The organism is Limnobacter sp. CACIAM 66H1 (assembly GCF_001601825.1).
In the GTDB taxonomy this organism is placed as follows: domain Bacteria; phylum Pseudomonadota; class Gammaproteobacteria; order Burkholderiales; family Burkholderiaceae_B; genus Limnobacter.
Window position 1 is genome coordinate 13,737 of the sequence record NZ_LUJK01000014.1, and the last position, 24,352, is coordinate 38,088.

Below are 24,352 nucleotides of genomic sequence, written 5' to 3' on the forward strand. Positions count from 1 at the left end.
CTAGGCCAAGCTAGCTTCATTTAGTATCCAGTCTTCAATTTGCTCATGCCACTTGCGTAGCAAGTCGATCGGCCGTCTGCGGTAATGTTTTTCAGCAATCGCAGATGGTTTGTGCCCTTGAATTTGTGCAACCACTCCTACAGGCACTTCACACCACTCGGCAAGAGTGCCAAATGATCTCCGTAATCCATGTAGAGTGATGTGAGGAATTCCTGCCTTCTCCAAAGCTTGGTTATGTGCAATTCGAGGTTCGGAAATTTTGCCATCGGCTGAGTTTGGACTGAAAAAGACCCATTCGGATTGTCGGTGCCTTTCCGCAGTCTTACTTTTTTTGCTCCTCAGCTGGTCATTTGTAATTTGTTCCTTGATTTGTTTCAGTTCGAGCAGCAGCGATGCAAGGTATGGAGTCAATGGAACGGTACGTCCGCCTGTTCCTTCAACTTTGTCGTTCAGGGTGATTGTTTTCCAAGTGAAGTCAATATCGCTCCACTTCAGCGCGGCCCATTCCTCGCGACGTGGGCCAACAATCAAGAGTCCCTGAAGGTATGCGCTCATTATCGGATTTCCGAGGGAACGTACAGCTGAAAACCATGCCTGAAGCTGTTCTTTCTGCAGCGAGTCACCTTCTTTGGCTTTTACCCTCGGAAGTGCGTCTTTCACGCTTCTCGCTTTGTAGGCATCGCTGGAGATTGATGTTGCAAATTCAGGATGCTCTGCTGCCCAACGTATGAAACCTCTGACCATCCGAAAGGACAGTGCAACCATGGTGGGCCTTTTTTCTGATTCCTTTTGTAGCCATTCCGTCAAGTGTGGGCCCGAGAGGTCTTTCAGTTTTACGTCCAACAATTGCGCGATTGGCCCGGGTTGAATTACTCCATTACCTTTGGCACGTTTCATCCCACCTCGTTGCGAATGACGAAGGTGATCTTGTAGTGTTCGAGCACCCCAGAATGGCTTTCTGGACTCGATGTAGAGATTCCACGCTTCTTCAAACTGAACTTCCTGCCGACGCGCTTCGTCTCGCCTTGCCGAATGCGCTGCTTTTTTTTCAGCGATGTGTTCTCTCGGATCAATACCCTGATCCACAAGGGTTTGCAGGTATCGTGCTCGTTCTTGTGCTAACTCGATCGACCAGCTTTTCACGTCACCGATTGTCGTACGGATTGTTTGACTATTGAATTTGGACTGAAAAATATACGACTTGCTTCCGCCAGCAGTAGCTCTCAAACCTAGCCCTGGAGATTTGCTATCCCAAACGAAGGTTTGTGACTTGCCAGGATCACAGGTAAAGCTAGAAATTCTTGAAGAGGTGAAATTGATCTTTGCCATTCTTTGGAGCCGTTCGATATTTGCCAGATTCCATGTAACCAGCATGTAACCCGATTATGGCTGCTTTAGTCAATGTGAGTCAATCTCTGAAAAAATAAAAAACTGTATAAGTATTTGAAAAAAAATAAAATATAAAATAAATGCAAGTCAATCAATCTCAATCAACTCAGAAATCCTTCGGACTGTTAATCCGCAGGTCCCTGGTTCGAGTCCAGGTCGGGGAGCCAAATACAAAAAGGGCTTAGCAAACGCTAAGCCCTTTTTATTTTTTCAGCATAATTCCGCATTCCAAATCTTTACTGTTTCCCCGGCCTGAATGGTGGTGCTTTGGGAAACTGAAATACACCTGCAGGAATTTCCGTCTCGGGTGCCTTCTCGCTGGTCCACACATGGGCCATGGGGTTGAACTCAAAGGGTGGCAACAGTTTGTCGGCAGCCACACCCAACAGGCCAGTCAGTGCATCCACTGTGGCGTAAACAAAATCGTTGCACTGGCTGCATCGGCGGTATTGCTTGGGTTTGCCTGAGCCGCCTGTCATGTCAACCGCCAGAAATTCGCCTTGTGCGCATTGCTCTTCGGCTCTGAAAAAAGCGGCTTTCGCATACGGCATGCCGCTCACGGTTTGGCAATCCCGACAATGGCACACCAACTGTGCGACTGGCGCTTGGGTAAAGTTAACCATCAATTGGCCGCATTGGCATTGTGCGCGGAAGGTATTGTTCATCGAGAGGGTCTCACCAATATGGAGATCAAATCACTAGTCAATCACTGGTACATAGGGCTTTCGCAACTCAGTCAGCGCTGAGTCGATTTCTCAGGATAATTCATCCGGATGTCCTCACTGAAGTACAGTTGACCGTCGCGTGTCGAGAACCTTCTCGCACTGGCAAAGTGGAAGCTCATCCGTTCAGCCCACTGAGAATCATCAAGTAAGCGAAGATCGGCATCGTCATATCCTTGCTCGCCTGGTTTTTTCAAGAAGCGGTCAAACCAGGCTAATGTGTAATGGGTAATCATGGGCTTGGCCCAGCCACCTTCGCAGGCATTGTTTTCAATCTTGGGGCACCAGGATGTCGCTGGCAAGGCAGGGCCCGGTGAATAATCCAGGTGAGTACTTCCGGCAATCGTGATGTTGTAAACCGGCACATTGGCAGCTGCCCATTCCTTGAAACCAGACAGGTGCTCATCGCGAGCTGTATCACGTAAGAACGGCACAGGTGTAAAGCCGTATTCCGAAGTGAAGCCCAGTGCGGGTACGCGCGGGCTGATTGCCGGTGCATTCTGGGGAAGCAGTAGGTTGTCGGCGACTGGGTTTGAAGTGGCTGCCTCCGATGCGAGCAGGCTGGTTAAAGTCGCCGATGCAGGCGAATTGCGCGAGCCAAGCGCATCCCAAGCCACGATCGCTTTCAGCGGGTTTTCAGGGCTGAGCAAACCAGGCCAGGGCTGGCTGTCAGCTGCACCGAAGCTTTGAGCCCAGCTTACGCCGGCTGCGCCATAAGAATGGCCCGCCGCCCCGATGCGTGTTTCATCGAGTTGTTGGTGAAACGGATTAAAGGCAAGGGTTTTAGTGGGGTAGGTGCCTTTGCAACTGGTTTCGTGGGGGTATGGTTTTGTGGGGGAAGACATTAAAAAATCAATGTCATTGACCAAGCCTTCATAAAACACCGTGCCGTTGAAGTTGCCGCCCTGTTCGCCGGTTGGGGTCGAGAAATCAGACTTTCCTTGACCACGCGGGTCGTTGGTTAAAACCATATACCCTGCGCGAACCAGCTCCTGTGCAGCCCACCAGTACAGTGCTTCATTCGCTTGAACCGAACCGTTTTTGATAATAATCGCTGGCAGTTTTCTGTTCCCGGTTTTTCTGGGTTTCCACACTTGTCCGCTGATTCGTGCACAGCCTTGGTCGTAATACACCACAGGCAGTACCTCAGCTTCCTGGGTGTAGAACACGTCGCCGTCGGGGCCATTCACACCTGGGTATCGAAACGGGTCGCCCACACAGGGGCCTGCTCCGCTTGCACACAGCGGTGTAAGCCCAGTATTGCCAAAGGCGGGAGGAAGATTCCAGCTAGGGTCCCGTGCACTGCGTTGCAAAGTGGCCTGAATGTTGGCCGCGGTTTGTTGAAGTTGCCGGGTAACAAATCCGGGCATGAGTTGCTCTATATTTGCTTCCAGCGTTTTTGCTGCATTCGATAATTCGCATTGCAGTAATTCAGCCGAAGGGTAACTGGCTTGGTCGCAGCGCAAGTCCAATTCAAGATTAGCGTTGTTGGCGGTGATCTGGCTGGAGGTTGCCGTGCTTTGTGATGCGGTCGTGTCAGTGTTGTCTGATCCGCATGCGCTCAGTAAAAGGGCATTAATGATTAATGCCAGTGACGTGGTGATTTGGATTTTCAATCGTGTCTCTGAATGGGAATTATTTGATCTGCTACCCTTATAAGCCGGAAACAGATTCGACAATGCGTACTAATCAAATGACTGTTTGGCGGTTTGCCTGAACTGCTCAATCGCAAAATCGGCCACGGGCGACAAAGCCCGGTTACTCAAGTTCACAATTGAAATGTTCGAGAACAGTCTCGGAAAATCAGTGGTGTTGAGTTGTACCAACTGCTTTTGGCGTAGCCAGGGTTTTGCAGCGATGTCTGTGGATGCAACCACAGTGTCGGTATTCAGGGCCAGTTGGTGCAGCAGATGGACATCGTCGCACTCCAGCGCCAGTTGGGGCAGGTTACGCTTGCTTTGTTGCAATAATTGCCCCAAGCCTGCTTTGAGTGGATCGGGCAGTTTCACGGAGGCAATGCCATAGGTCCAGGCGTCTTCGAAGGTGTGGGCTTTGTGGGCCAAAGGGTGATCGTATCGCGCATAGAGGTGACCGTACTGGCGCATCAATGGCTCAATGTGCAGAAAGGGTACGGTCACCATGTCGCCGGTGTCGGCGACAAAAAACTCAATTTCCTCTCGTGTCAGCATCGTCAGTAATTCGGCGGGGCTTGCTATTTCAGTTTGTAACGCCACCTTCGGATACTGAACACGAATTTTCTCGATGACACTTCGAGCCAGTGTGGCGCTGGGAAAAGGCCCTACACCGAATGACAATTCACCCACCTCGCCGCGTTGGTACAAGAGAATGTCACGCTGAACTGCGCGAGCCTCCAAGATCAACTGGCGGGCGCGATCAATCAGAAATTGCCCAGCCGGGGTGGGGCGTATGTCGCCGCCTTTGCGTTCAAACAGGACCAGGCCTGTTTGTTTCTCCAGCGCTTGAATACTTCGGCTGAATGCCGGTTGGCTTAGATGGACTTTGTCGGCGGCCTTTGCAAAATGCCTTGCCTCGTCCAGCGCCAGCAGGTGTTCCAGTTGATTCAGATTCATGGCAATTGATGCACCCAGTGCATTGAAAGTAGACTAATTATGCATTGGACGAATAGGTGTCACAAGGGTAAATTACAGGCGTACCGTTCATTACAGGGGTCCCAATGGATGCCGCACAATTTCAAAATGTCCTGATTGGCGTGGCCATTGCTGGTTTCGCATTGATGGAATTTGCGAGTCGTCGTTATCAGGCCACTGTGCATGCCACTGCAAATGACACCAAGCTTGACCTGTTGGTGTTTGTCAGTGTGGTGGCTATTTCCCAGCCACTTGCCATTTTGGCGACACAGAATGCAGGCCAAACCTGGTTTTCAGAATTTCAAGGTGCGTTGGCAGACTGGCCTTGGTGGGCTATGTTTGCCCTGCTGTTGTTGGGTGATGATTTGACCCAATACCTGTGGCATCGGGCGTCGCATTCGCCCTTTTTGTGGCCGTTGCACCGCGCGCACCATTCTGCGCAATACATGAGCGTGCGCATGACCTTTCGCAACAATTTCTTTTACTACCTGATGATGCCTGGCTTGTGGATATCAGGTGCCCTGCTGTTTTTGGGCATAGGGGTTTGGGTGTATGGGTTTTACCTGACCGCGAAGCTGACGATAATTCTGGGGGCGCACTGTGCCTGGCGCTGGGACGAGCCGCTTTACAAAATCAAGGCTTTGCACCCTGTGATGTGGGTTGTGGAGCGCACCATTTCGACGCCCGCAACCCACTGGGCACATCATGCCTTGACCAACAAAGACGGCATCGGCAACTACACAGGCAACTTTGGCAACATGCTGTTTTTGTGGGATGTAATTTTCGGCACAGCGCACATTACGCGCAAATACCCCGAGCACATTGGCCTGATGGACGATCGCATTCACGGCCAGGAACATTGGGTGCATCAAATGTTCTATCCGGTGGTTCATTCAAAACGCGCGGACTCTGCTTTGCGAATTGGCGGCACCATTTACGATGAAACTAAGCATTCAGGAAGCTGACCACCATTTCCACCAACTCCAGTTCCAGTTCCTCGTCGGTGATGAAAGGGCTGGGTTCGCTGATGGCGCGGATCATGGTGAACACAATGGCATTCGCGATAACGAAACTTCGAATCTGAAGCCGTTCCGGGTTGCTGGCCAGTGGGTTTTTCAGCAGGTACATGCGCATGAAATCCAACAGCGTGTCTTGCAGCAGACGCACCACGTTTTGGGTCGGCAGGCGGTACCAGTTGCGAACCAGTTCAACAGCCAAACCGTCGTCAGCGCGCAAAAAACCCATGCCGAAGTGAACTGACTTCTCAACCATGTCCCGCAGGTCGGTGGTTTTCTCCAGCACCAGTTTGTTCAAGCCCGCGCGAAGATTCAGTGTGACCATATCGAGCATAGCCTCGATAAGGTCTTCTCGCGAATCAAAATATTGATATAGCGAGCCCACGCTGACACCGGCCAGCTCGGCCACGTGGTGCGTGGTGAACTTGTCCATGCCATTGATTCGGATCGATTGTGCGGTGGCATCCACCAAACGCGCCACCAGTTCCTTGGAGCGTTGCTGCTGGGGAATTTTTCGCATGGTCTGTCAGAACTTGCCGATGTAGAAGTCCCTTTGAATTTCATTCACGCGTGCGGGGTTGTTGGCGTAGTTCGTGAAGTCGGAAATGCCGGTTTCACGCAGCACTTCCTCGTCCAGCCAGCTTGTTTTGGCAGCGAATCGATCACGCTGTGTAATTAACTCAAAGGCTGCGTCGGCCATCACTTCAGGTTTGCGCGACACGTTCAAGCCTTCTTCGCCGCTGAACATGCCCACAGCGGCAGTGGCGATCAAGGTGGCAGGCCACAGGGTTTTGACTGCGATCCCTTTGGCTTTCACTTCTTGCTGAAACCCCATGCTAAGCAGTGTCATGGCGTACTTGGTGGTGGTGTAGGGAATGAACGCACCCAGCCAGCCCTCGTCCAGGTTGAGTGGTGGGCACAAATTCAGCACGCTGCCCTGGCTTGCCTGCAGGTAGGGCAGGCATTCTCGCATGGTGATCAAAGGGGCCCGGGTGTTGAGTGCGTGCATCAGGTCGAATTTTTTGGTTTCAGTGACACCCAGGGGCGTGATTCCCAAAAAGCCGGCATTGTTCACCAGCAAATCAATGCCGCCGAAGTGTTGTGCTGTGGCCTGTATGGCGCGTTTGATTTGCTCTTCGTCGCGCACATCGGTTGCGATGGGCAGGGCTTTGCCACCGGCTTCAATGACCTCTTGGGCCACCGAATGAATGGTGCCCGGCAATTTGGGATTGGGCGTGTCAGATTTTGCGGCAATGGTGATGTTGGCGCCTTCGCGGGCCAGTCGCAAAATGATTTCCCGACCAATGCCACGGCTGCCGCCGGTGATGAACACAGTTTTATTCGACCAGCTTCCCATAATGCCCCGCAAATTGAATATTCAAACGAGCGTTCAGTTTAATACGACTTTTTGTTCGTATTCAACTCGCATTGACAGAACCTGGGGGCACGGCCTGTTCGGTTTGTCGCTGTTGAAGTTCGGCCACCGCAATTTCCTGGGCTCGTCGGCCGTGTTGTGCAAAACGGCTTGAATAGCCCGGCATACAACGCCCGAGTGCATGTATTGCAGCGCGAACCGGGAGGGCCATCAGCGCGATAAGGGGCCCCAAAGGTGCACGAAGCCCCAGTTTGTAAAACATGCGTGGTCCCAACAGGTACCAGGATGAACTGAGGTGTTGATGATAGGCGAGCTGCCGTCGCAGTACTTGTAGATGTGTATAGTTGCGGCTGAGCGGTTCACGGGCTAGTGCACCGGCCAGTCGATGGGAGGACTCGTCGGGTGGGGAGTGCGTGAATAAAAACTGACGCAGGCGAACCAGTGCTTGTGCCTCGGTGTCCACAAGCCATTGTTCTTTCACACCCATTTGCCAGCCAATCAGTTTCCACAGTTGCATCACGGCCCTGGAATTGCGCGGTGTGACCACAATACCCATTTTACGAAGGCCCAGCAGCATGACTGCACTAAAGCCCAGATAGGTAGCTGCCATGTCCACCTGATTGATGGGCAGGCCCCATTGCCTGGAATCCCAATGGGGGCTGTTGATCAACTGGTGTCGAACCAGGGCGTGCATCCATCGCACGCGCAGTGTGGCCAAGGCGCCATCGCCACCCGCGATATTGGCTCGTGGATTGATCACTTTCAGCCACCATTGCGCTGTGCTGGCCAGTCGGGGTGCTGCGCCTTTTTCAAGTTCGCCCGTCAGTATCAATGTCTTGTTGAAGGCCACCATCAGGTATCCGCCCATCAGGGCCATGTCGCGCAATACATCGGTGGCAGCCCGGCCGGTGCTGTGAATGAAGTGCACACCTTCCTCTATCAGTTTCCAATCAACCCAGTCGGGATTGATGCATGTGGATTGAATCAATTGATGAAGCGCGCCACTGCCGCGAAATGCCAGTGGATTTTCTGAGCTCAGGGCTTGATGAAATTCTCGCCAATCCGCTTTGTGGGTGGATCCATCCAGACGCGCCTTGATGTATTCATCCATGACCGGGTCGCCTTCAAAAAGGCCGTGATGCAATGTCGCGTATTCCTCTGGCGTTGGGGCGAATGGTCGACCCAGCAGTTTTCGGATCAGCCAGGGCGTCTTTGTTTGCGTAAGCTGAAAAGCTCGAAGGCGTGCAGGTTGCGGATAGTCAATGGTTGTCATGGGGCATCAACATGCAGTGTGAATGCCCCAGACTAAAGCGAGTCTTTATTCGCATTCAAGTCGCGTTTTGAAACCAGCGTTTGTCCATGGCGATCAGGTCGAACTCGTAGCGATAAAACACATAATCCTGAGCCAAGAGATCTTGTTCCAGGGCCTGCAGTTCTTCGGCGTTCAGGTTCACGACTTCGAGGTTGATGATGGTGGGGCGGAATTTCGAGAAATCCAGTTGCTTGAACACGGTGTAATCGTAGCCTTCGGTGTCGATCTGAAACACATCGATATTGGGCAGGGCGTTGCGCTCAATCAGGGCCATTAAGGGCATGCACTGCACCTCTTCAACGGTCACATGCTGTTGATAATCCTTCAGCTTGATATCGCTGAACGTGGACATCCCCTTAAGCCAGTCTGGCAGCTTGTGCTTCAAAATGACTTCTGGCGAAATCCGGTACAGCTTTTTGATTTCAACCTGTTCGGTGATGGCGACGTTTTCAAAGGCAAGCCCTGCGCAGCCCTTGTAATTGTTGCGGGTGCGTTCCAGCATGTCGGGCAGGGGTTCAACCAACACACCATGCCAGGCAAAGTTGCGAACGAATGGGTGAATCGGGTCGTAGCTGACACCATCCATGGCCCCGACTTGCAAAAACCGCACTGGTTTTTTCTGTTGGCTGATGGCCAGAAATGCATCGCTGGGTGTGGAATAAGGAAGTTGACCGTGGCGTTGTTGCAGCTCGCGTTTGTAATCCGCGTAGGCCCCAGCAGCATGCTTCTGGTTGGTGACCACCCAGGTCAATGCGTGCTCGCCGTGATTCACATCCATTAACTGATCGGGTGCAGTGCTTGCAAAGCGGATTCCCCATTGATGTTTGAGCGATTCGTGATGGCAGGCTGACAGGGCAATCTGATCGAGAAACCAGAGTGATTTTCCTTTTTGCAAATTGTCTTCAATGAATGCCACCACTTGGGCAATGTAACGCTGCGCGGCCGGTGTGTTGTTCAAGTACACCATGCCAGCGGCCACGTGCTCCCAGAACGGTGCAGCTTTGGGCTGGCACACAATCACGTCATGGTTGCTGGCCAATTTACCCATGGTTTCTTTCCAGGGTTTGCGCCACAGGGCATCGGCGTCCAGCAAGATGACTGGCGCATTGAAGTGCGAAAGCAAAGCCTGGCTGGCTGCAAACCGCCGAGTTGCAAATTCAACCACCTTGGTCGGTGATTTCAGATCGATTGTTTCCTGCGCTGCAGTAATTTCAAGTTGCGGATACTTGGCAGCCAGATCGAGTACATATTGAACAACGCTGGCATTGGGTGTGTACAAGTGAAAATGAACCAGCAAATCAGCGTGGTTGTGTTCAAGCACCGAGTACACCAAAGCCAGTGCATGTTCATAAAAATATTTGTCGTCACAGGCGATCAGCAGCGTGGGTTTGCTGCGGTGGTTTTCTGTGGGTTTGAGCAACCAGTGGTAGGGAAATTCGGGTTTGTTTGAATTGGCAGCTTGCGCCAGGCTTGCGAAATCGACAGGCTCATCGGGTAGTGCACCCAGCTTGTACATGCAGGCCATACTCATCAGCTTGATCAATGAGTTGCTTTGATGGGCACCGGAATCGACCAGCTTTAGAAGGTAGGGCAGCGCTTCTTCGTAACGCTCCTCCATCGTGTAAACCATGGCCACAATTTGTTGAAGGTGCGGTGAAGTGTCGACTACTTTTTCATTTTTACGAACCAAGGCCATGGCTTCGTCAATTTCACCAATGCGATAAAGCACCTGAATGGCGTTGATCAGGTATTTCACACTGGGGACTTTTTGCAGCACACGCACAAGCCCGTCGCGAATCCCTTTTTTGTACGCCGCGGGCATTGGGGTTTGAATGCCATTGCGGTGCTTGTCCATCGACAAATGCGATTGCGCAATCAGCATGATCATTTGCCGCAGTGCCTGGTCCTTGATTGCGGGCAGGCCTGACTGCACACCGTGCAGCACCTCGGCGCAATGAACCGGATCGCAGGCGTTGGTATCGATGAGCGAAATCAGTGTGTCTTTGGGTATTTTCCCGAATTCATCAAAGAAGTAGGTTTTCACCAGTACGTCGCGATAATACTGGTGCATGTCCTGAGTGCGTTTGAATTCCGTCACGTGCTGGGCTCCTGGCCTGTAACTTGGGTTTTGTTAACCGCAAGAATAAGCTGAGCCTAGCCTCAGTCAAAACCGGAGGAAAGGGGGAATGCTGGTTCAGTGCATTAGTTCAGCAGTTGGGCCGTAATGCGGCGTGCAATCGGCGCCAGCAAATAGATGGCGGGCACCGCAGCCAGGTAACCGATCAGGTATGTTTTTCCCCACGTGGCCAGAAAATTGCCTTCAAAGCCGAAATTGCTGGCGGTGGTGACGAAGGTGACAATGCCTACCATGAGAAATCCCATGATGAGTGCAAAGACAAGCTGGAACAATTTTCCGGGTTGGGCTTGGGGTAAGGCGTTCATGTTGTATTGTGGTGGTGCTCGAATTTGGGCATTTTAGCGACAATTGCTGGTGGTCACCCTCAGGGTAAACACCCTCACTTTTGCGGACGGATTGTTCTTTTTGAAAAGGGGTTGTCTTCATGGAATTTCGGGTGGCTCCGGAAAATCGAACTGCGGCGGTGTTTAACGTCGGGCGGCATGTGTTGGTGGATGCCTCAGGTGCGGGGCAGGGGCACTACTGCATGGCGGCGGTGTGCATGGAGAATGGCGAGGTCATTGAATTGCACAGCAGACCTTGTGAGGCCTTCAGTTCGGTGTTGGCCGAGCAAGAGAGCATTCAATGGGCCGTAAGTCTTTGGCCCAATGCCATGGTGTGGAACGATTGCGTACCCGCGATTGAAGCATTGTTAAGCCAGCAACCCGCCTTGGCGGGTAGATTGTTTTGGCCCACACCCCGCATGCGAAAGCCCTTTCACGACATGGTGCATAGCCTGTCAGTCCGGGCTCGGAGTGTGGCCACTCCAGCCCAATGGAATTACGCTTTCACAACGCCTGGGTCGGCTCGCTCAATGATCGATTTCACATTCAGGCCTTTGGGCAGGGCGCCATAGTTGTGGTGGCCCTGGGCCGCCAGGCGACTTGCGCAAAATGCTTCGCTCACGGCTGCGGGTGCATGGCGCACCAACAGCGATGCTTCAAAGGCCAAAGCCATTTGGTCCACCATGGTTCTGGCGCTGTATTGCAGGCCATGCATATCGGTCGGGTTTAACTGCATGAATTGTTGATTCAAGCCATCCAGGTAGTGGTCAAGAATGGAATTGCCCCCCCGTGCTTTGTTCAATTCTGCATTGAAGGCCATGAGCACCGCTGGGGTTTTGCCAATGGCGCGAAGTACATCCAGGCATTGCACGTTGCCGCTGCCCTCCCAAATCGGGTTGATCACACTTTCGCGGAACAGGCGTGGGTAAATCGAGTTTTCCATCACGCCGCTGCCGCCAATGCATTCCATGATTTCATAGCTGTGTTGTGGGGCGCGCTTGCAAATCCAGTATTTGCCCACAGCAGTGGCCAGGCGGGCCAGGTGCGCTTCATGTTCGTCGCCGTCTTTCTTGTCAAGCGCTCGGGCCATGCGCATGGAAAAGGCCATGGCGCCCTCGTATTCCAGCTGCAAATCGGCCAGTACGTTCTGCATCAACGGTTGATCGATCAGTTTGGCGCCAAACGCCGCGCGTTGTTTGCAATGGTGAATGGCATTGGCCAAGCCCGCACGCATGAGGCCCGCCGAGGCACCCATGCAATCAAAACGGGTCAGGCTGACCATCTCGATGATCGTGGGCACTCCGCGACCTTCCTCGCCAATCAGCCAACCTTGGGCGCCGCGAAACTCCACCTCGCTAGAGGCATTGGACTTGTTGCCCATTTTGTCTTTCAAACGAATGACGTTCAAAGCGTTTTTCGTGCCATCGGGTAACCAGCGCGGCACCGCAAAACACGAGACGCCAGCGGTGGTTTGCGCCAGTATCAAAAACACGTCGCACATGGGGGCAGACAAAAACCATTTGTGCCCCACCAGTGAATACATTTGCCCGGCACCTGGCTGGTTCACAGGTGTTGCCGTAGTGCTGTTGGCCCGCACATCCGAGCCGCCCTGTTTTTCGGTCATGCCCATGCCCACAGTAATGGACTGTTTTTCATCGATGGGCACATTGCGGGGGTCATAGCCGCGATTCAATATTTTGGATTCGAAAATGGCAGCCACTTCCGGCTGTAAGCGAAAGCTTGGAATGGAGGCAAAGGTCATCGTGACGGGGCAGCCGTGTCCGGCCTCCACCTGGCTTTGCATGAATGCCTTGGCACCGCGCACCACATGTGCGCCCTCGCATGGGTGGGTCCAGGGCTGGCTGTGCAAGCCCTCTTCAAGGGCTGATTTCATGAGCTCATGGTAAGCACCGTGGTAGCGCACTGAATCGACCCGGTTGCCAAAGCGGTCATGGGTGTCCAGCTCAGGGGTGTATTTGTTGGCCAGAAAACCCAGCTCCAGGTATTCCGGTTTGCCACACTTTTCGCCAAAAGCGGCAATTTCAGACACGCCCCAAGCGCCACCCTCGCGCTTCACACCTTCGAGCAAAGCTGCATCAGTGGTAAACAAATTGTAGCTGTGCAATTCGTTGGCAACATTCTGTACCTGGTGGGTCTCGCCCACGATTGGGCTGGCTTGCAATTCTTTGGCGGTTTTCATGGCATTCATCCCGGTGATTCTTGGAGCATTTCTTAATAATTACTCAATTTAATCATAAATGCAAATACTTGTAATTAAAGGGGTGCAATTACACCCATTCAGTGCTGGTTTTCTGTACAGCGCTATGGTAGAACGAAGGTGTGCTCACCACGGAGAAACACCATGGCAACAACGCATCAAGTTGAAATTGATCTGAACACCCTTGTGATGCTGGTCAATGAAGTTGCCAAGGAGGACCCGCTTGATTATGGGGACTTGGCCGTGGATGAAATGGCGCTGCGACATTCTTGTTGCCTGGGCGCTTTGAACATTCTTCAAAATGCAGCCATGTTTAAGGCTGAAGACCTGATCTATGTGCTGCTCAGCTCGATGGCCAAACTCATTGAGGAAAACGTGTTGTTGCATGCGCAGAACGTAGAGCGCGGCGAGCAAATTCGAAGTGAACTGGTGGTTCAAATACTGGACCGTGCCAAAAAAGGGCACTAAAACCCCGGCCTGATAAAGCACTCAAGTTTCAGCCCAGGCTGCCGTTATCGAAATGACAGATACGGAGAAAAACAATGGATGTGTCCCCCGCCGCCATGGTGAATGCCACGGTTCAGATGCAGCAAGCGCAATCAATTCAACAGGGCCAAATTGCAGTGTTCAAGAAAACCATGGACATTGCTGAGTCGTCCGTGGCGCAACTGATCCAGTCAATTCCCCAGCCACCCGCGCTGGCCACCAGTGGTAATTTGGGTACGAAATTGAACGTGTACGCCTGAACATCAGGCGATAGGTGGCTTTGGTCAGGCTTTGGTGGCCAGCATCAAGAAGCTTTGTTTTGCCGCTTGCTCAAGTTGCCTGCGGCTAAGGCTCGGGTCGTTGTCCTGGGCCAATTGTGAAACCAGCCCATGTATTTGAACAACGATCATTGCAGCCCTCAACTTGTATTCTGCCTTGCTGATTTTTGGCTCCAGGCCGTAAATCAGTTTGAAAATCTCTTTTCTCTCTCTGGCGTAAACAGCCTCGACCAAACGTGCTGCAAAAGGCAAGCGGTTTGACAAGGCATAGATTTCTGCCAGTACACCAAAGGTTTCAGGCCGGCGAATTTCAATCAGAATCAAATCAATGATCGTTTTGAACCGCTCAAGCTGGCTTTTGTCGCTCATCGCATTCATCACTTGCGCAACCGCAGCCTGGTAGTTGTCCATCACATAGGTCAGCAAGGCTTCAACCAGCGCTTCCTTATTAGTGTAGTAGTGCTGCACGGTGCTTAGCGAAATGCCCAATTGTGTAGCCACGCCGCGCATACTTAAGCCCGCATAGCCCTCGCTGGCCAGTATGGCCTGTGCGGTGCGCAAAATCTCCTGCGAGCGAATGTGACCCTTGTCAGTGGTGGCATGTGTATTCATGTGCGTACTTTAACTCAAAAATTGCCCCCAATATGGACCTCATTATTGACAAACAGGTCACGTGACCTATAATCGATTCACTGCAACCGGTCGGTTGACCTATAACTTTGAGAGTGTGAAGAGACAAATGAGATACCCCAAGCCCAGCTGGATGAATTCCGACCTCGAACTGTATCGTTCCAACATCCGCCGTTTCGTTGAAACCGAGATCAAGCCCAATCAGCACAAATGGGCCAAACAACAGCATGTGGACCGTGAACTTTGGACCAAGGCCGGAGAAATGGGCTTGTTGTCGGCAGATATTCCCGAGGAGTACGGCGGTGCCGGCGGCGATTTCACGCACATGGCCGTGTTGTTTGAAGAATTGGCCTACAGTGGTGACCGTTCATTCGGTGTGCATGTGCATGCAATTGCAGCCCAGTACATTTTGAACCATGGCACTGAGGAGCAGAAACAATACTTCCTGCCCAAGATGGCCAGCGGCGAAATGATTGGCGCGATTGCCATGAGTGAACCTGGTGCCGGTTCAGACTTGCAGGGCATTCGCACCAGCGCGGTGAAAGAGGGCAATCACTATGTGGTGAATGGTTCCAAGATTTTCATTTCCAATGGTTATCTGGCCGACGTGATTATTCTGGTCACCAAAACTGACCCAAGCGCAGGCGCCAAAGGCACCACGTTGATGTTGCTGGAGACCAAGAAAGCCGAAGGTTTCAAAGTAGGTCGAATTCTTGAAAAACTTGGCCAGAAAGGGCAAGACACCTGCGAGTTGTTCTTTGACAATGTGCGCATTCCCGCCCAAAACGTATTGGGTGCTGAGGGAATGGGATTCATGCAGTTGATGGTTGAGTTGCCCTACGAGCGTTTGATGCTGGGTGTGGGCGCCATGGCTGCGATTGAAATGGCCATTGAAATTACCCTGGAATACACCAAAGAGCGTAAGGCTTTTGGTAAATCCATTTTCGAGTTCCAGAATACACGCTTCAAAATGGCAGAGCTTAAATCTCAGGCGGTTGTAGCGCGGGCTTTCATTGACAACTCCATTGAAAAGCTGGTGGCGGGAAAGCTGGATGCAGCAACTGCATCGATTGCCAAATTGCATTTGAGTGAACTTGAATGCAAGGTGATCGATGAATGTCTTCAGTTCTTCGGTGGCTATGGTTACATGATGGAATACCCGATTGCGCAAATGTACGCGGATGCCCGCGTTCAGCGCATCTATGGTGGTTCTAGTGAAATCATGAAAGAGATTATTGCCCGGTCGCTGTAAGCTGTTTTGACTTAGAAAAAGCCCGTCGATTGACGGGCTTTTTTTATTGACGCGATGTTGATCAATACTTGAACGATTATTGTGTTAAACATTATTAACAAAGTTTAGTAACAATCTTCGAATCTGAATATCCGGTCTCTGTGTATGACTTGTATCCGAAAACTTACAGGTATACACACCATGATCGATCAAGTTCCAGTTGCGAAAATTCAAACCCCGAATGCGACCCCAACCATCACCCGCAATGGCCAGGTTGTGGCTGATGCGGAGCTGTTTCAGTGGGGCGATGAAATTTCAAACACTTCGGCCACTCCCATGGAAATCCGCATTCCTGCGCGTGGACCTGGACAAGGCGATACTTTACTGGTGCTGCAGCCTGGCGCGGCAGCGCGTCTGGAGGAGATCGGTTCAGATGTAGCAGGAGCGGCTTCGCGTACCAAAGTGGTGGCGCTGACTGAGGGTGTTGAACTTTACGACATTGATGACGATATCTCATCTGCCATTCTCGAACAGGGCACAGGCGAGATGTCAGGCCTGGTTGGTGCTGGTTTGTTGGCTGGTGGTTTGGGCGGAGGCGCAGCCGCTGGTCTGGGCGCAGTGGCTGCAGGTGCATTTTTGCTCGGCGACGACGATGACAATGGTGGCGCTGGGCAAAGTGGTAGCGGTGCTGGTGGTTTGGCCGGTGGTGTCGAATCAATAGGTGATGGCCTAGAGGAAACGCCCTTGGCACCTGTGGCCGGGGCGACAGATGCAGTCTCGGACGGCCTTGGTATGGTTGGCGGCGCGATTGGTGGTATTTCGGATCAAGATCCAACCGGTTTGACTGATGTGCTTGCAGGCGTTGTAGGCGACCCCAGCAGTGGCGATGGTTCCGATGCTGGTGGGTTGGTTGGTGCTGTAAATTCAATTTCGACTGGGCTGGACAGTGGCACTGAAAACACGCCCTTGGCACCATTGGTTGATCCCCTGACAGAAACCTTGGGTTCGGACTCTGGCGCTGTGGATGGCGTTGCGCAAGGTTTGGCCGATGTGGGTAACACCCTGGCTGGTGATGACAGCCCATTGGCGCCGGTCACCTCGGACATCCTTGCTCCGATCGTGGGCACGAGCGACGACACCAGTGACACCAATGGTGTTCCCGGTACCCTGAATGAAGTCAGCGAAGGGCTGGCTGACCTGACTGCTGAAGACGCAGCGCTTGCACCTTTGGATCCGGTCACGAGCGCGGTGGGAGACGGAGTCAATACCTTGGCCGAGGGTGTTGAAACACTGGGTGGCGCTGTGGCCGATGCCTCTGCCCAAGACCCCACTGGCTTGATTGGCACGGTGGGAGAGGTGTTGGGTGGCGATAGCGTCAGTTCTGGCGATTCGGGCGCAGGTACGGCACTGCCGACAGACGCATTGCCACTGGATATGCTGACCGGTGCCCTGCCAATTTCAACTGACGGCGGAGGACTGGGGCCGCTTGATTCATTGACTGGTGCCTTGCCTGTTTAAACATTACCGCGAGGTCCGACTTCAAATCCCCCGACCAAAACAGTTGGGGGAGAGTTTAAGAAAACAAGCCACCCTGGAAAAATAATCGCGTTGGTCACGCGTGATGATTAGCCAGCCATGAATTCGTTCAGAATGCTTTGGGTAATCTGTCAGTAAACAGGGGGTTTTGTGAAGGTCATACTATTGTTAATTGGTTTAATGGGATTGATGTCCAATGGTTATGCCGGTCGCCCCATTGAAACTGACGACGCGTCGGTGACTGCCCATCGAACCTGCCAGCTTGATTTTTGGACAGAAACATCGTTGGAGGTTCGACAGGACAATTTCAATGGGGGCTGTAATTTTTTGGGCAATGGTGAGTTTAGCCTCGGGCTTGGTGCCGTACATGGCAATCAGGAAGATTAAACTCTGAGTTCCCTCGGTTACAAGCACATTTTCAAACACTTCACTGACAGCACTGCGGGGTATGGTCTGGCGGCCAGCAGAGAGTGGGGGCGCCTGAAGTCTACCGATGAGTCTTCACAAGAAACACTGTTGACCACGATTGCGTCTGTGCCTTTGAGGGGCGAGGATTTACTGCTTCACCTGAATCTTGGCTATTTGCAATACAGAGATCAAATTCAAAGCGACAACAGTGTTTTCAAGGCAGCGGCGCTGGATTACTCATTCAATGAGCGTATCGGGTTTTCTGTCGAAACATTCTCAGGTGTTGAGGACAGTTTGAGCTGGCGAGTCGGCGCCCGGTACACCCTGATCCCTGATTTTTTGCAAATCGACGCAAGTTATGGCAGCGATTACGGCACTTTCCAGGGTGCAAGGGCATTTACCGTGGGTTTTGGGATCACCCCGGGTTTCTGACACTTTCAGGTATTCTTGATCACCATCAAAATTGCAACCACAACACACATCGCACCAAATGCCTTTTTCAACTGGGCACTTGGCATTTTGTTTGAAATCAACCGGCCACCCAACATGCCACTCAGCGCGGCAGCAGCAAAAGTAATACCCACTTCATAATTGAATGCACCGGCGTTTGCGCTGTTCAGCACTCCGAATGTCGACACAATTGCGATCACTGCCAAGGAGGTCACGGTGACTGACTGTACGCTCAGGTTTGTAAAACGCTGCAGGGCAGGAACCAACACAAAACCTCCGCCCACGCCCAGTAAACCGGACAGAAAACCTGCCACTGCACCTGAGAAAACAAGGGCTCGAGCGCATGGCCAGGTCCAGATAAACCGCCCGGTCTCGGGGCTGCGGATACAGGGACATTTGCTTTTTTCAGAATCAGGCGGTGCGTCAATTACATTCATTTCAGAATTGGCTGCACCCCGAAACGCATTGAATGCAACCCACAGCAGCACTACCGCGAAGGCCAGCCCCAATGCCTGTGTGTCGACTTGTTGGGCCACCCAAAAACCTACAGGCGAGAGGAGCAAGCCCACAAAACCCATCAGGGCCGCTGCTTTGTAGCGAACCTCACCCGCACGTAAACCCAGCACTGCACCCAGCGTGGCGGCAAGGCCCACGGCCAGCAGGCCAATTGGTGATACTTCTTGCACAGGCAGGCCCGTGGTAAAAACCAGCAAAGGCACAGCCAGCACACCACCGCCTGCGCCAGTCAGTGCCATGACCAAACCTACTAAAAGCCCCAAAGCCAAGGTACCAATCATGCAATTGCCTGTTTTAAAAATGTTCTCGGAATGCGTTGAATGTTGAACATATTGCCAGTGTGTCCCTGAGTATCGTGCGGCAGGCGACAAGAACAAGAGAAGGGTCTATTATATGCGTATTTGCGCATATATAAGGTATTGAGGTTAGAGAATGATTTTCAAGCAGCTTTTTGAGCCTGTCTCCAGCACATACACCTACCTCGTGGGTTGCGAGCAAACAGGTCAGGCCATTTTGATTGATCCTGTTGTCTCGGTGATGGACCGCGACCTCGCCATATTGAATGAGCTCGGTTTAAAACTGGCCTACACCCTGGACACACACATTCATGCAGATCACATTACCGCTGCGCTTGAATTGAAACGAAAGGTAGGTAGCAAAATCGCAGCGCCTGCCTTTGACCGCCTGCCATGCGCTGACCATGCGATAGAGGAGGGGAAACCATTTGTTGTGGGCACTGTGCGAATTGATCCCCTGCACACACCTGGTCATACGGATGGTCACTTTTCTTATCACCTTGGAGAGCGGGTATTTACTGGCGATGCTTTGCTGATTGATGGTTGTGGCAGAACTGATTTTCAGAACGGGGATGCCCCCACATTGTATAAAAGTGTCAAAGAGAAACTTTTCCGCCTGCCAGAAGATACTTTGGTGTATCCCGGACACGATTATCAAAATCGACGTGTTTCTTCGATAGGGCAAGAGAAAAACCGAAACCCTCGCCTGGGTGAGCAAAAAACTCTTCAGGAGTTTATCGAGATCATGCGTAATCTGAATTTGCCTTATCCCAAATTTATTGATTATGCGGTGCCAGGCAATCGTCTGTGTGGGGTTTGTCCCAGCCATTTGCCTGAAGAGCTTGAAATCTATTGTCAACAGATTACAGAAAGTAAACAGGGGTGATTCAATGATTGACTTGTTCGTTGGTGGGTGTATTTGATATGAATTACCTTGTATGCTCTCGTTTTGCACTCTGATTTTTCACATCGAATGTTATTGAATCACGAATCCAGTCAACTTGTTCTAATCGATTATCAAGAAAAACTGATGCCGGCCATTCACCAGGCCGATGATGTTTATAAAAATGCCCTGATATTGGCCACCTTGGCCAAAAAGCTGCGTGTACCAGTTTTTGGTACCGAGCATATGCCCGACAAAATTGGTCCTTTTGTACCCGCTCTGGGTGCCCTGTGCAAAGCCACCATGCGCAAAACGCACTTCAGCGCTTGCCCGGAAGGTTTGCTTGATTTGTTAACCAGCAAGGCGCCCGCAGGCAATGCGCGCAGTTTACCGAAGCATTTGCAAAAGAATAATCAGGAATCGGAGAGATCCAGTATTGTCATTGCAGGTGTTGAGGCCCATGTTTGTTTACTCCAAACCGCGCTCGATTTATTGAATGAAGAAATGGAAGTCTGGGTGGTTACCGATGCTTGCGGCTCTAGAACCGAAAGAAATCGGGATGCAGCCTTTGATCGCTTGGCAGGTAATGGCGCCGAATTGGTAACTACTGAAATGGTGGTTTTTGAGTGGTTGGAAAGTGCAGAAAATGAGCATTTCAAATTTGCACTTGACCTCATTAAGTAATCAATTTAATTTCACGTTTGTGATTAATAATAAATTTAATTACAATCGGGCTTGTTAATGAATTTTTTGAAAAAGTAAAAAGTAAAAATGAAAAAACTAAACTTATCTGCTTTAAGTGCTTCTGAGCTTCAGCAATTGAAGTCAGACATTGAAAAAGAATTGAATGACCGCAGTTCCAAATTACAAGCCATTGAAGAAGTCAAGAAGCTAGCTGCTTCAAAAGGTTTGAAGCTCGAAGAGTTGTTTGCTGAACTGGGTGGATCCAAACCCAAAGGCAAACGTGAATTGGGCCCAGCGCCGGTGCGTTTCCGTCACCCACAAGATTCTTCACTCACTTGGTCCGGACGTGGCAAGCGCCCGAACTGGATGAAAGAAGCCATGGCCAAAGGCATGACGGAAGACCAAATGCGTGTCTGATGTTGTTGAGAACATAAAAAAGCCGCTGGCACTCACCAGCGGCTTTTTTATTGGGCACTTGGCTCGATTAGTTACTCGCCCAAGCCGCGAGCCAAATCTTTCTTCAAGTCAGCCACATCTTCCAGGCCAATCGCCAAACGAATAAGGCCTTGCTTGATGCCCGCTGCTTCGCGCGCTTCAGCACTGAGGCGCCCATGGGTTGTTGTGCCAGGGTGGGTAATGGTGGTTCGGGTGTCGCCCAGGTTGGCCGTAATCGACATCAGTTGACTGTTGTCGATCACATGCCAGGCCTTGGTGCGTGCGTCGTCCTCGTTGGCGGCTTTTACTTCAAACGACACAATTGCCCCCCCGGTTTTTTGTTGCCTCATGGCCAGTTCATGCTGCGGGTGGCTCTTCAGCCCCGGGTAGTATACTTTGCTCACGGCAGGGTGTGCTTCCAGCCAGGTGGCAATGTCGAGAGCCGCCGCCGACTGCGCCAGCATGCGAATATTCAGCGTTTCAAGGCCTTTGAGCAACACCCAGGCGTTGAAAGCAGACAACGTAGGACCCGCCGTGCGCAGCACGGGCAGAATCTTGTCTTTCAGCAAGTCCTTGGGACCGCAAATTGCACCCCCCAATACTCGGCCCTGACCATCGAGATATTTGGTCGCGGAGTGAATGATGATTTCAGTACCGAAATCGACCGGCTTTTGTAAAGCGGGTGTACAAAAGCAATTGTCCACGACGTTGTAAATGCCGTGTTTTTTTGCCAGATCGCTTAACCCCCTCATGTCAAGAATTTCGGTGAGCGGGTTCGACGGTGTTTCGCTGTAAAACAGTTTCGTGTTGGGTTTGATCGCCTTTTCCCAAGCTTCAATACTCGTACCGTCCACGAAGGTGGTTTCAATTCCAAAGCGGGCGAGAATATTCACGAACAGCTGCACAGTGGCGCCAAACAAAGCTTTTGAAGCAATGATATGGTCGCCGGCATTCAGCAAGCCCATACAAGCCGTGGTGATGGCCGCCATGCCGCTGGACGTGGCCAGGCAGTATTCCGTGTCTTCAAGCACAGCCAAGCGCTGTTCAAACATTTGCACGCTGGGGTTGGTAAAGCGCGCGTACACATTGCCTTCCTCGGTGCCCGCAAAGCGGGCAGCGGCTTGGGCCGCACTGTCAAACACGAAGCTTGATGTTAAAAACATCGCCTCCGAATGTTCGCCAAATTCAGTGCGGTGGCTGCCTGCCCGAATTGCTTTGGTAGCGGTGGCCCAGTCGGCCGGGTTTGCCTTGGGTTTGTTGTTGCTCATGATTGCAGTCCTTGCGCAATTCGAGTTTGTACAGTGTGCTTGCCCAATAAACTCATGACCTTGTCAATTGAAGGTGTTTGCGTAATGCCGGTCAACATCAAGCGCAGCGGCATTGCAAGCTTCGGCATTTTCAGGCCATGGTTTTTAATCGTGGTTTTCACCAAACCATTCAGTGCTTCCACGTTCCATTCCACGCCGTTCAGGCCCTCATTGAAATCGACCAGTGCCGCGCGTACACCTGCTTCGTTCAGTATGGGTGCCAGTTCGTCCGCGTTCACCTGTGGCACTTTGTAAAACAGCGCTGCCTCATCGCGCAATTGCACCAAGGTGGAAGCGCGCTCCAGCACCACATCCAGCACATCAGCCAATTTGGGACCCTCAGCTGTACTCACACCATCCTTTTCAAGGCGGGTTTGCAAATCCGACAGCAGCAGTTCTTTCGGGGCCTGTTTCATGTAGTGGGCATTCACCCACTTCAGCTTTTCCGGGTCAAATTGGGCGGCCGATTTCGACAGATTGGTCGAATCAAACCACTCGACCAATTGCTCACGGCTGAACAGTTCGTCGTCACCATGGCTCCAACCCAAACGGGCCAGATAATTGATCATGGCATCCGGCAAAAATCCTTCCTCGTGATATTGCACCACACTCACCGCACCGTGCCGCTTGGACAGCTTTTCGCCATCCGGCCCCAGAATCATGGGGATATGGCCATAAATGGGTTGCTCGCCGCCCAGTGCCTTCAAAATATTGATTTGGCGCGGGGTGTTGTTGATGTGGTCATCGCCGCGAATCACGTGCGTAATTTTCATTTCCCAATCATCGACCACCACACAAAAGTTGTACGTGGGCGTGCCATCCTGACGGGCGATAATCAGGTCGTCCATTTCCTCGTTGTTGATTGAAATGGGGCCTTTCACCAGGTCGTCCCAGCTCACTGCGCCGCTCAACGGGTTCTTGAAACGCACCACCGGCTTGACCCCCGCCGGTGGAGTGGGCAGCACTTTGCCTGCCTCGGGGCGCCAGGTGCCGTCATAACGAATACGTTGCCCATTTTCCCGTTGCTTTTCACGCATTTGATTCAATTCTTCTTGCGTACAGTAGCAAAGGTAGGCGTCGCCTTTTTCAAGCAGTTTGTCGATCATGGCCCGGTAGCGGTCCATGCGCTGCATTTGGAAAAACGGACCTTCATCATAATCCAGGTTCAACCAGGCCATGCCATCCATGATGGCCTGCACAGCCTCTGGTGTGGATCGTTCAACATCGGTGTCTTCCACACGAAGAATGAATTGCCCCTTGTGATGGCGGGCAAAAGCCCAGCTGTACAAGGCGGTTCTGGCACCACCCAAATGCAAATAGCCGGTTGGGCTAGGGGCAAAGCGGGTGCGGACTGTTTGATTTTGGCGATCTGTTGACATGGATTAGTGACTTTTTTTCAAAGAACTCATATTATAAGTTCAAGTAAATTCTTAGGTTGCGGCAATCAGTTATGGCAATACACAATTTCGACCGACGTTCATTCATCAAAGCAGTAAGCACTTTGGCTGTCATTGGCTCGGTAGAACCCTTTTTGAACCGGGGTGTATTCGCCGCGGGTTCCGATCTCGTCCCACCCCCTGATCTTTTCGATCCGGGCCTGGTTGACCTTACCTTTTGGCTGCAACCGCGCACACTTGAAATGGTACGCCCACAATCGGGCGAGCGCTTGAACATTACCTACTGGAAAGACGGACATCTTAACCCAATCGCCTATGAGCAGATTTGTGGTTTGCTTCGAGATGTGCAAGCAAATCAGGTTTTCCGCATGGACACCCAAATAATTGACACCCTCTGGGCTGCACAGGCTTTTGTGCGCCGTTACGGTTTTGTGGCTCCGGTTGAAATCACCTCTGGTTATCGCAGCCCGAAAACCAATGCGCGTCTCATTGAACAAGGTTTGCCAGCCGCCCGCAATTCCCTGCACTTGAAAGGTCAGGCCGTGGATTTTCGACTGCCAGGTCTTCATCCCAAAGTGCTGGGTGAACTGGTGGAGGGTTTCCGCGCAGGTGGTGTGGGCTTCTATTTCCGTGTGGGTTCAAAAGGTGGCTGGATTCACGCTGACACTGGTCCGGAGCGTGTCTGGCGTGGTTAAATAAGGCCATCTAAAAAAA

At 51.9% G+C, this 24,352-nt stretch carries 26 protein-coding genes; 12 read left to right on the plus strand and 14 right to left on the minus strand.

Annotated features, from left to right (window positions below):
- The 4 genes from A0129_RS05965 to A0129_RS05980 all read right to left on the minus strand — a co-directional run bounded on the left by A0129_RS05965 (position 1) and on the right by A0129_RS05980 (position 4,702).
- Positions 1 to 1,329 (minus strand): integrase family protein, encoded by a 1,329-nt coding sequence (locus A0129_RS05965; protein ID WP_291713294.1) that lies wholly within the window; start codon positions 1,327 to 1,329, stop codon positions 1 to 3.
- A gap of 296 nt (positions 1,330 to 1,625) precedes the next feature.
- Positions 1,626 to 2,012: a GFA family protein gene (locus A0129_RS05970; protein ID WP_291713296.1), complete on the minus strand. Its 387-nt coding sequence runs from the start codon at positions 2,010 to 2,012 to the stop codon at positions 1,626 to 1,628.
- A 113-nt stretch (positions 2,013 to 2,125) separates the two neighbouring features.
- Complete coding sequence (locus A0129_RS05975) at positions 2,126 to 3,727, minus strand: hypothetical protein (protein ID WP_291713298.1); 1,602 nt, start codon at positions 3,725 to 3,727, stop codon at positions 2,126 to 2,128.
- A gap of 69 nt (positions 3,728 to 3,796) precedes the next feature.
- Entirely contained in the window at positions 3,797 to 4,702 is a 906-nt protein-coding gene (locus A0129_RS05980) for a LysR family transcriptional regulator (protein WP_291713300.1), read from the minus strand.
- 104 nt (positions 4,703 to 4,806) lie between these two features.
- Here A0129_RS05980 and A0129_RS05985 point away from each other — a divergent pair, with 104 nt between their 5' ends.
- Complete coding sequence (locus tag A0129_RS05985) at positions 4,807 to 5,685, plus strand: sterol desaturase family protein (protein WP_291713302.1); 879 nt, start codon at positions 4,807 to 4,809, stop codon at positions 5,683 to 5,685.
- Here A0129_RS05985 and A0129_RS05990 read toward each other — a convergent pair.
- The 5 genes from A0129_RS05990 to A0129_RS06010 form a co-directional block, all read right to left on the minus strand.
- Positions 5,666 to 6,256: a TetR/AcrR family transcriptional regulator gene (locus A0129_RS05990; protein WP_291713304.1), complete on the minus strand. Its 591-nt coding sequence runs from the start codon at positions 6,254 to 6,256 to the stop codon at positions 5,666 to 5,668. The genes A0129_RS05985 and A0129_RS05990 overlap by 20 nt on opposite strands.
- Before the next feature lie 6 nt (positions 6,257 to 6,262).
- Entirely contained in the window at positions 6,263 to 7,093 is an 831-nt protein-coding gene (locus A0129_RS05995; RefSeq protein ID WP_291713306.1) for an SDR family oxidoreductase, read from the minus strand.
- 61 nt (positions 7,094 to 7,154) lie between these two features.
- Positions 7,155 to 8,384: an oxygenase MpaB family protein gene (locus A0129_RS06000; protein WP_291713308.1), complete on the minus strand. Its 1,230-nt coding sequence runs from the start codon at positions 8,382 to 8,384 to the stop codon at positions 7,155 to 7,157.
- Positions 8,385 to 8,439: 55 nt separating this feature from the next.
- The gene (locus tag A0129_RS06005; RefSeq protein WP_291713310.1) at positions 8,440 to 10,521 is read right to left on the minus strand and encodes an FkbM family methyltransferase; all 2,082 of its coding nucleotides are present in this window, start codon (positions 10,519 to 10,521) and stop codon (positions 8,440 to 8,442) included.
- Between the two features lie 104 nt (positions 10,522 to 10,625).
- Positions 10,626 to 10,865, minus strand: a complete 240-nt coding sequence (locus tag A0129_RS06010; RefSeq protein WP_291713312.1) for a DUF2798 domain-containing protein — start codon at positions 10,863 to 10,865, stop codon at positions 10,626 to 10,628.
- 119 nt (positions 10,866 to 10,984) lie between these two features.
- Between A0129_RS06010 and A0129_RS06015 the strand changes: the two genes are divergently transcribed.
- Positions 10,985 to 11,455: a hypothetical protein gene (locus A0129_RS06015; protein ID WP_291713315.1), complete on the plus strand. Its 471-nt coding sequence runs from the start codon at positions 10,985 to 10,987 to the stop codon at positions 11,453 to 11,455.
- On the opposite strand, the gene A0129_RS06020 is transcribed toward A0129_RS06015, so the two are convergent.
- The gene (locus tag A0129_RS06020) at positions 11,380 to 13,083 is read right to left on the minus strand and encodes an acyl-CoA dehydrogenase family protein (protein WP_367189776.1); all 1,704 of its coding nucleotides are present in this window, start codon (positions 13,081 to 13,083) and stop codon (positions 11,380 to 11,382) included. The genes A0129_RS06015 and A0129_RS06020 overlap by 76 nt on opposite strands.
- A gap of 162 nt (positions 13,084 to 13,245) precedes the next feature.
- Between A0129_RS06020 and A0129_RS06025 the strand changes: the two genes are divergently transcribed.
- Positions 13,246 to 13,569, plus strand: a complete 324-nt coding sequence (locus tag A0129_RS06025) for a hypothetical protein (protein WP_105028705.1) — start codon at positions 13,246 to 13,248, stop codon at positions 13,567 to 13,569.
- 74 nt (positions 13,570 to 13,643) lie between these two features.
- Positions 13,644 to 13,847: a YjfB family protein gene (locus A0129_RS06030; RefSeq protein WP_171098443.1), complete on the plus strand. Its 204-nt coding sequence runs from the start codon at positions 13,644 to 13,646 to the stop codon at positions 13,845 to 13,847.
- Between the two features lie 24 nt (positions 13,848 to 13,871).
- Here A0129_RS06030 and A0129_RS06035 read toward each other — a convergent pair whose 3' ends face one another.
- Positions 13,872 to 14,477, minus strand: coding sequence for a TetR/AcrR family transcriptional regulator (locus A0129_RS06035; protein WP_291713319.1), 606 nt, complete (start codon positions 14,475 to 14,477; stop codon positions 13,872 to 13,874).
- A gap of 127 nt (positions 14,478 to 14,604) precedes the next feature.
- On the opposite strand from A0129_RS06035, the gene A0129_RS06040 reads away from it, so the two are divergent.
- The 4 genes from A0129_RS06040 (at position 14,605) to A0129_RS06055 (ending at position 18,102) form a co-directional block, all read left to right on the plus strand.
- Entirely contained in the window at positions 14,605 to 15,747 is a 1,143-nt protein-coding gene (locus A0129_RS06040) for an acyl-CoA dehydrogenase family protein (RefSeq protein ID WP_240965909.1), read from the plus strand.
- 180 nt (positions 15,748 to 15,927) lie between these two features.
- The gene (locus A0129_RS06045; RefSeq protein WP_291713320.1) at positions 15,928 to 17,244 is read left to right on the plus strand and encodes a hypothetical protein; all 1,317 of its coding nucleotides are present in this window, start codon (positions 15,928 to 15,930) and stop codon (positions 17,242 to 17,244) included.
- Between the two features lie 168 nt (positions 17,245 to 17,412).
- A complete protein-coding gene (locus A0129_RS06050; RefSeq protein ID WP_291713322.1) occupies positions 17,413 to 17,649 on the plus strand; it encodes a hypothetical protein in 237 nt (78 codons plus the stop codon).
- A gap of 129 nt (positions 17,650 to 17,778) precedes the next feature.
- Positions 17,779 to 18,102 carry a hypothetical protein gene (locus tag A0129_RS06055; protein ID WP_291713324.1) on the plus strand — a complete coding sequence of 108 codons (324 nt, stop codon included), beginning with the start codon at positions 17,779 to 17,781 and terminating at the stop codon, positions 18,100 to 18,102.
- Positions 18,103 to 18,107: 5 nt separating this feature from the next.
- Here the strand turns inward: A0129_RS06055 and A0129_RS06060 are convergent, their stop codons facing one another.
- Positions 18,108 to 18,917 (minus strand): sulfite exporter TauE/SafE family protein, encoded by an 810-nt coding sequence (locus A0129_RS06060; RefSeq protein WP_291713326.1) that lies wholly within the window; start codon positions 18,915 to 18,917, stop codon positions 18,108 to 18,110.
- Positions 18,918 to 19,068: 151 nt separating this feature from the next.
- Here A0129_RS06060 and A0129_RS06065 point away from each other — a divergent pair, with 151 nt between their 5' ends.
- From A0129_RS06065 to A0129_RS06075, 3 genes are all read left to right on the plus strand, one after another.
- Positions 19,069 to 19,818, plus strand: coding sequence for an MBL fold metallo-hydrolase (locus tag A0129_RS06065; RefSeq protein WP_291713328.1), 750 nt, complete (start codon positions 19,069 to 19,071; stop codon positions 19,816 to 19,818).
- Positions 19,819 to 19,905: 87 nt separating this feature from the next.
- Positions 19,906 to 20,499: an isochorismatase family protein gene (locus A0129_RS06070; RefSeq protein ID WP_291713330.1), complete on the plus strand. Its 594-nt coding sequence runs from the start codon at positions 19,906 to 19,908 to the stop codon at positions 20,497 to 20,499.
- 87 nt (positions 20,500 to 20,586) lie between these two features.
- On the plus strand, positions 20,587 to 20,916 hold the full coding sequence (locus A0129_RS06075) for an H-NS histone family protein (protein WP_291713332.1): 330 nt from the start codon (positions 20,587 to 20,589) through the stop codon (positions 20,914 to 20,916).
- 71 nt (positions 20,917 to 20,987) lie between these two features.
- On the opposite strand, the gene A0129_RS06080 is transcribed toward A0129_RS06075, so the two are convergent.
- Entirely contained in the window at positions 20,988 to 22,202 is a 1,215-nt protein-coding gene (locus tag A0129_RS06080) for an O-succinylhomoserine sulfhydrylase (protein ID WP_291713334.1), read from the minus strand.
- Entirely contained in the window at positions 22,199 to 23,620 is a 1,422-nt protein-coding gene (gene gltX / locus A0129_RS06085) for a glutamate--tRNA ligase (protein WP_291713336.1), read from the minus strand. Before gltX ends, A0129_RS06080 begins: the two co-directional genes overlap by 4 nt.
- Positions 23,621 to 23,691: 71 nt before the next feature.
- Between gltX and A0129_RS06090 the strand changes: the two genes are divergently transcribed.
- A complete protein-coding gene (locus A0129_RS06090) occupies positions 23,692 to 24,333 on the plus strand; it encodes a DUF882 domain-containing protein (RefSeq protein WP_291713338.1) in 642 nt (213 codons plus the stop codon).
- Positions 24,334 to 24,352: the final 19 nt, after the last annotated feature.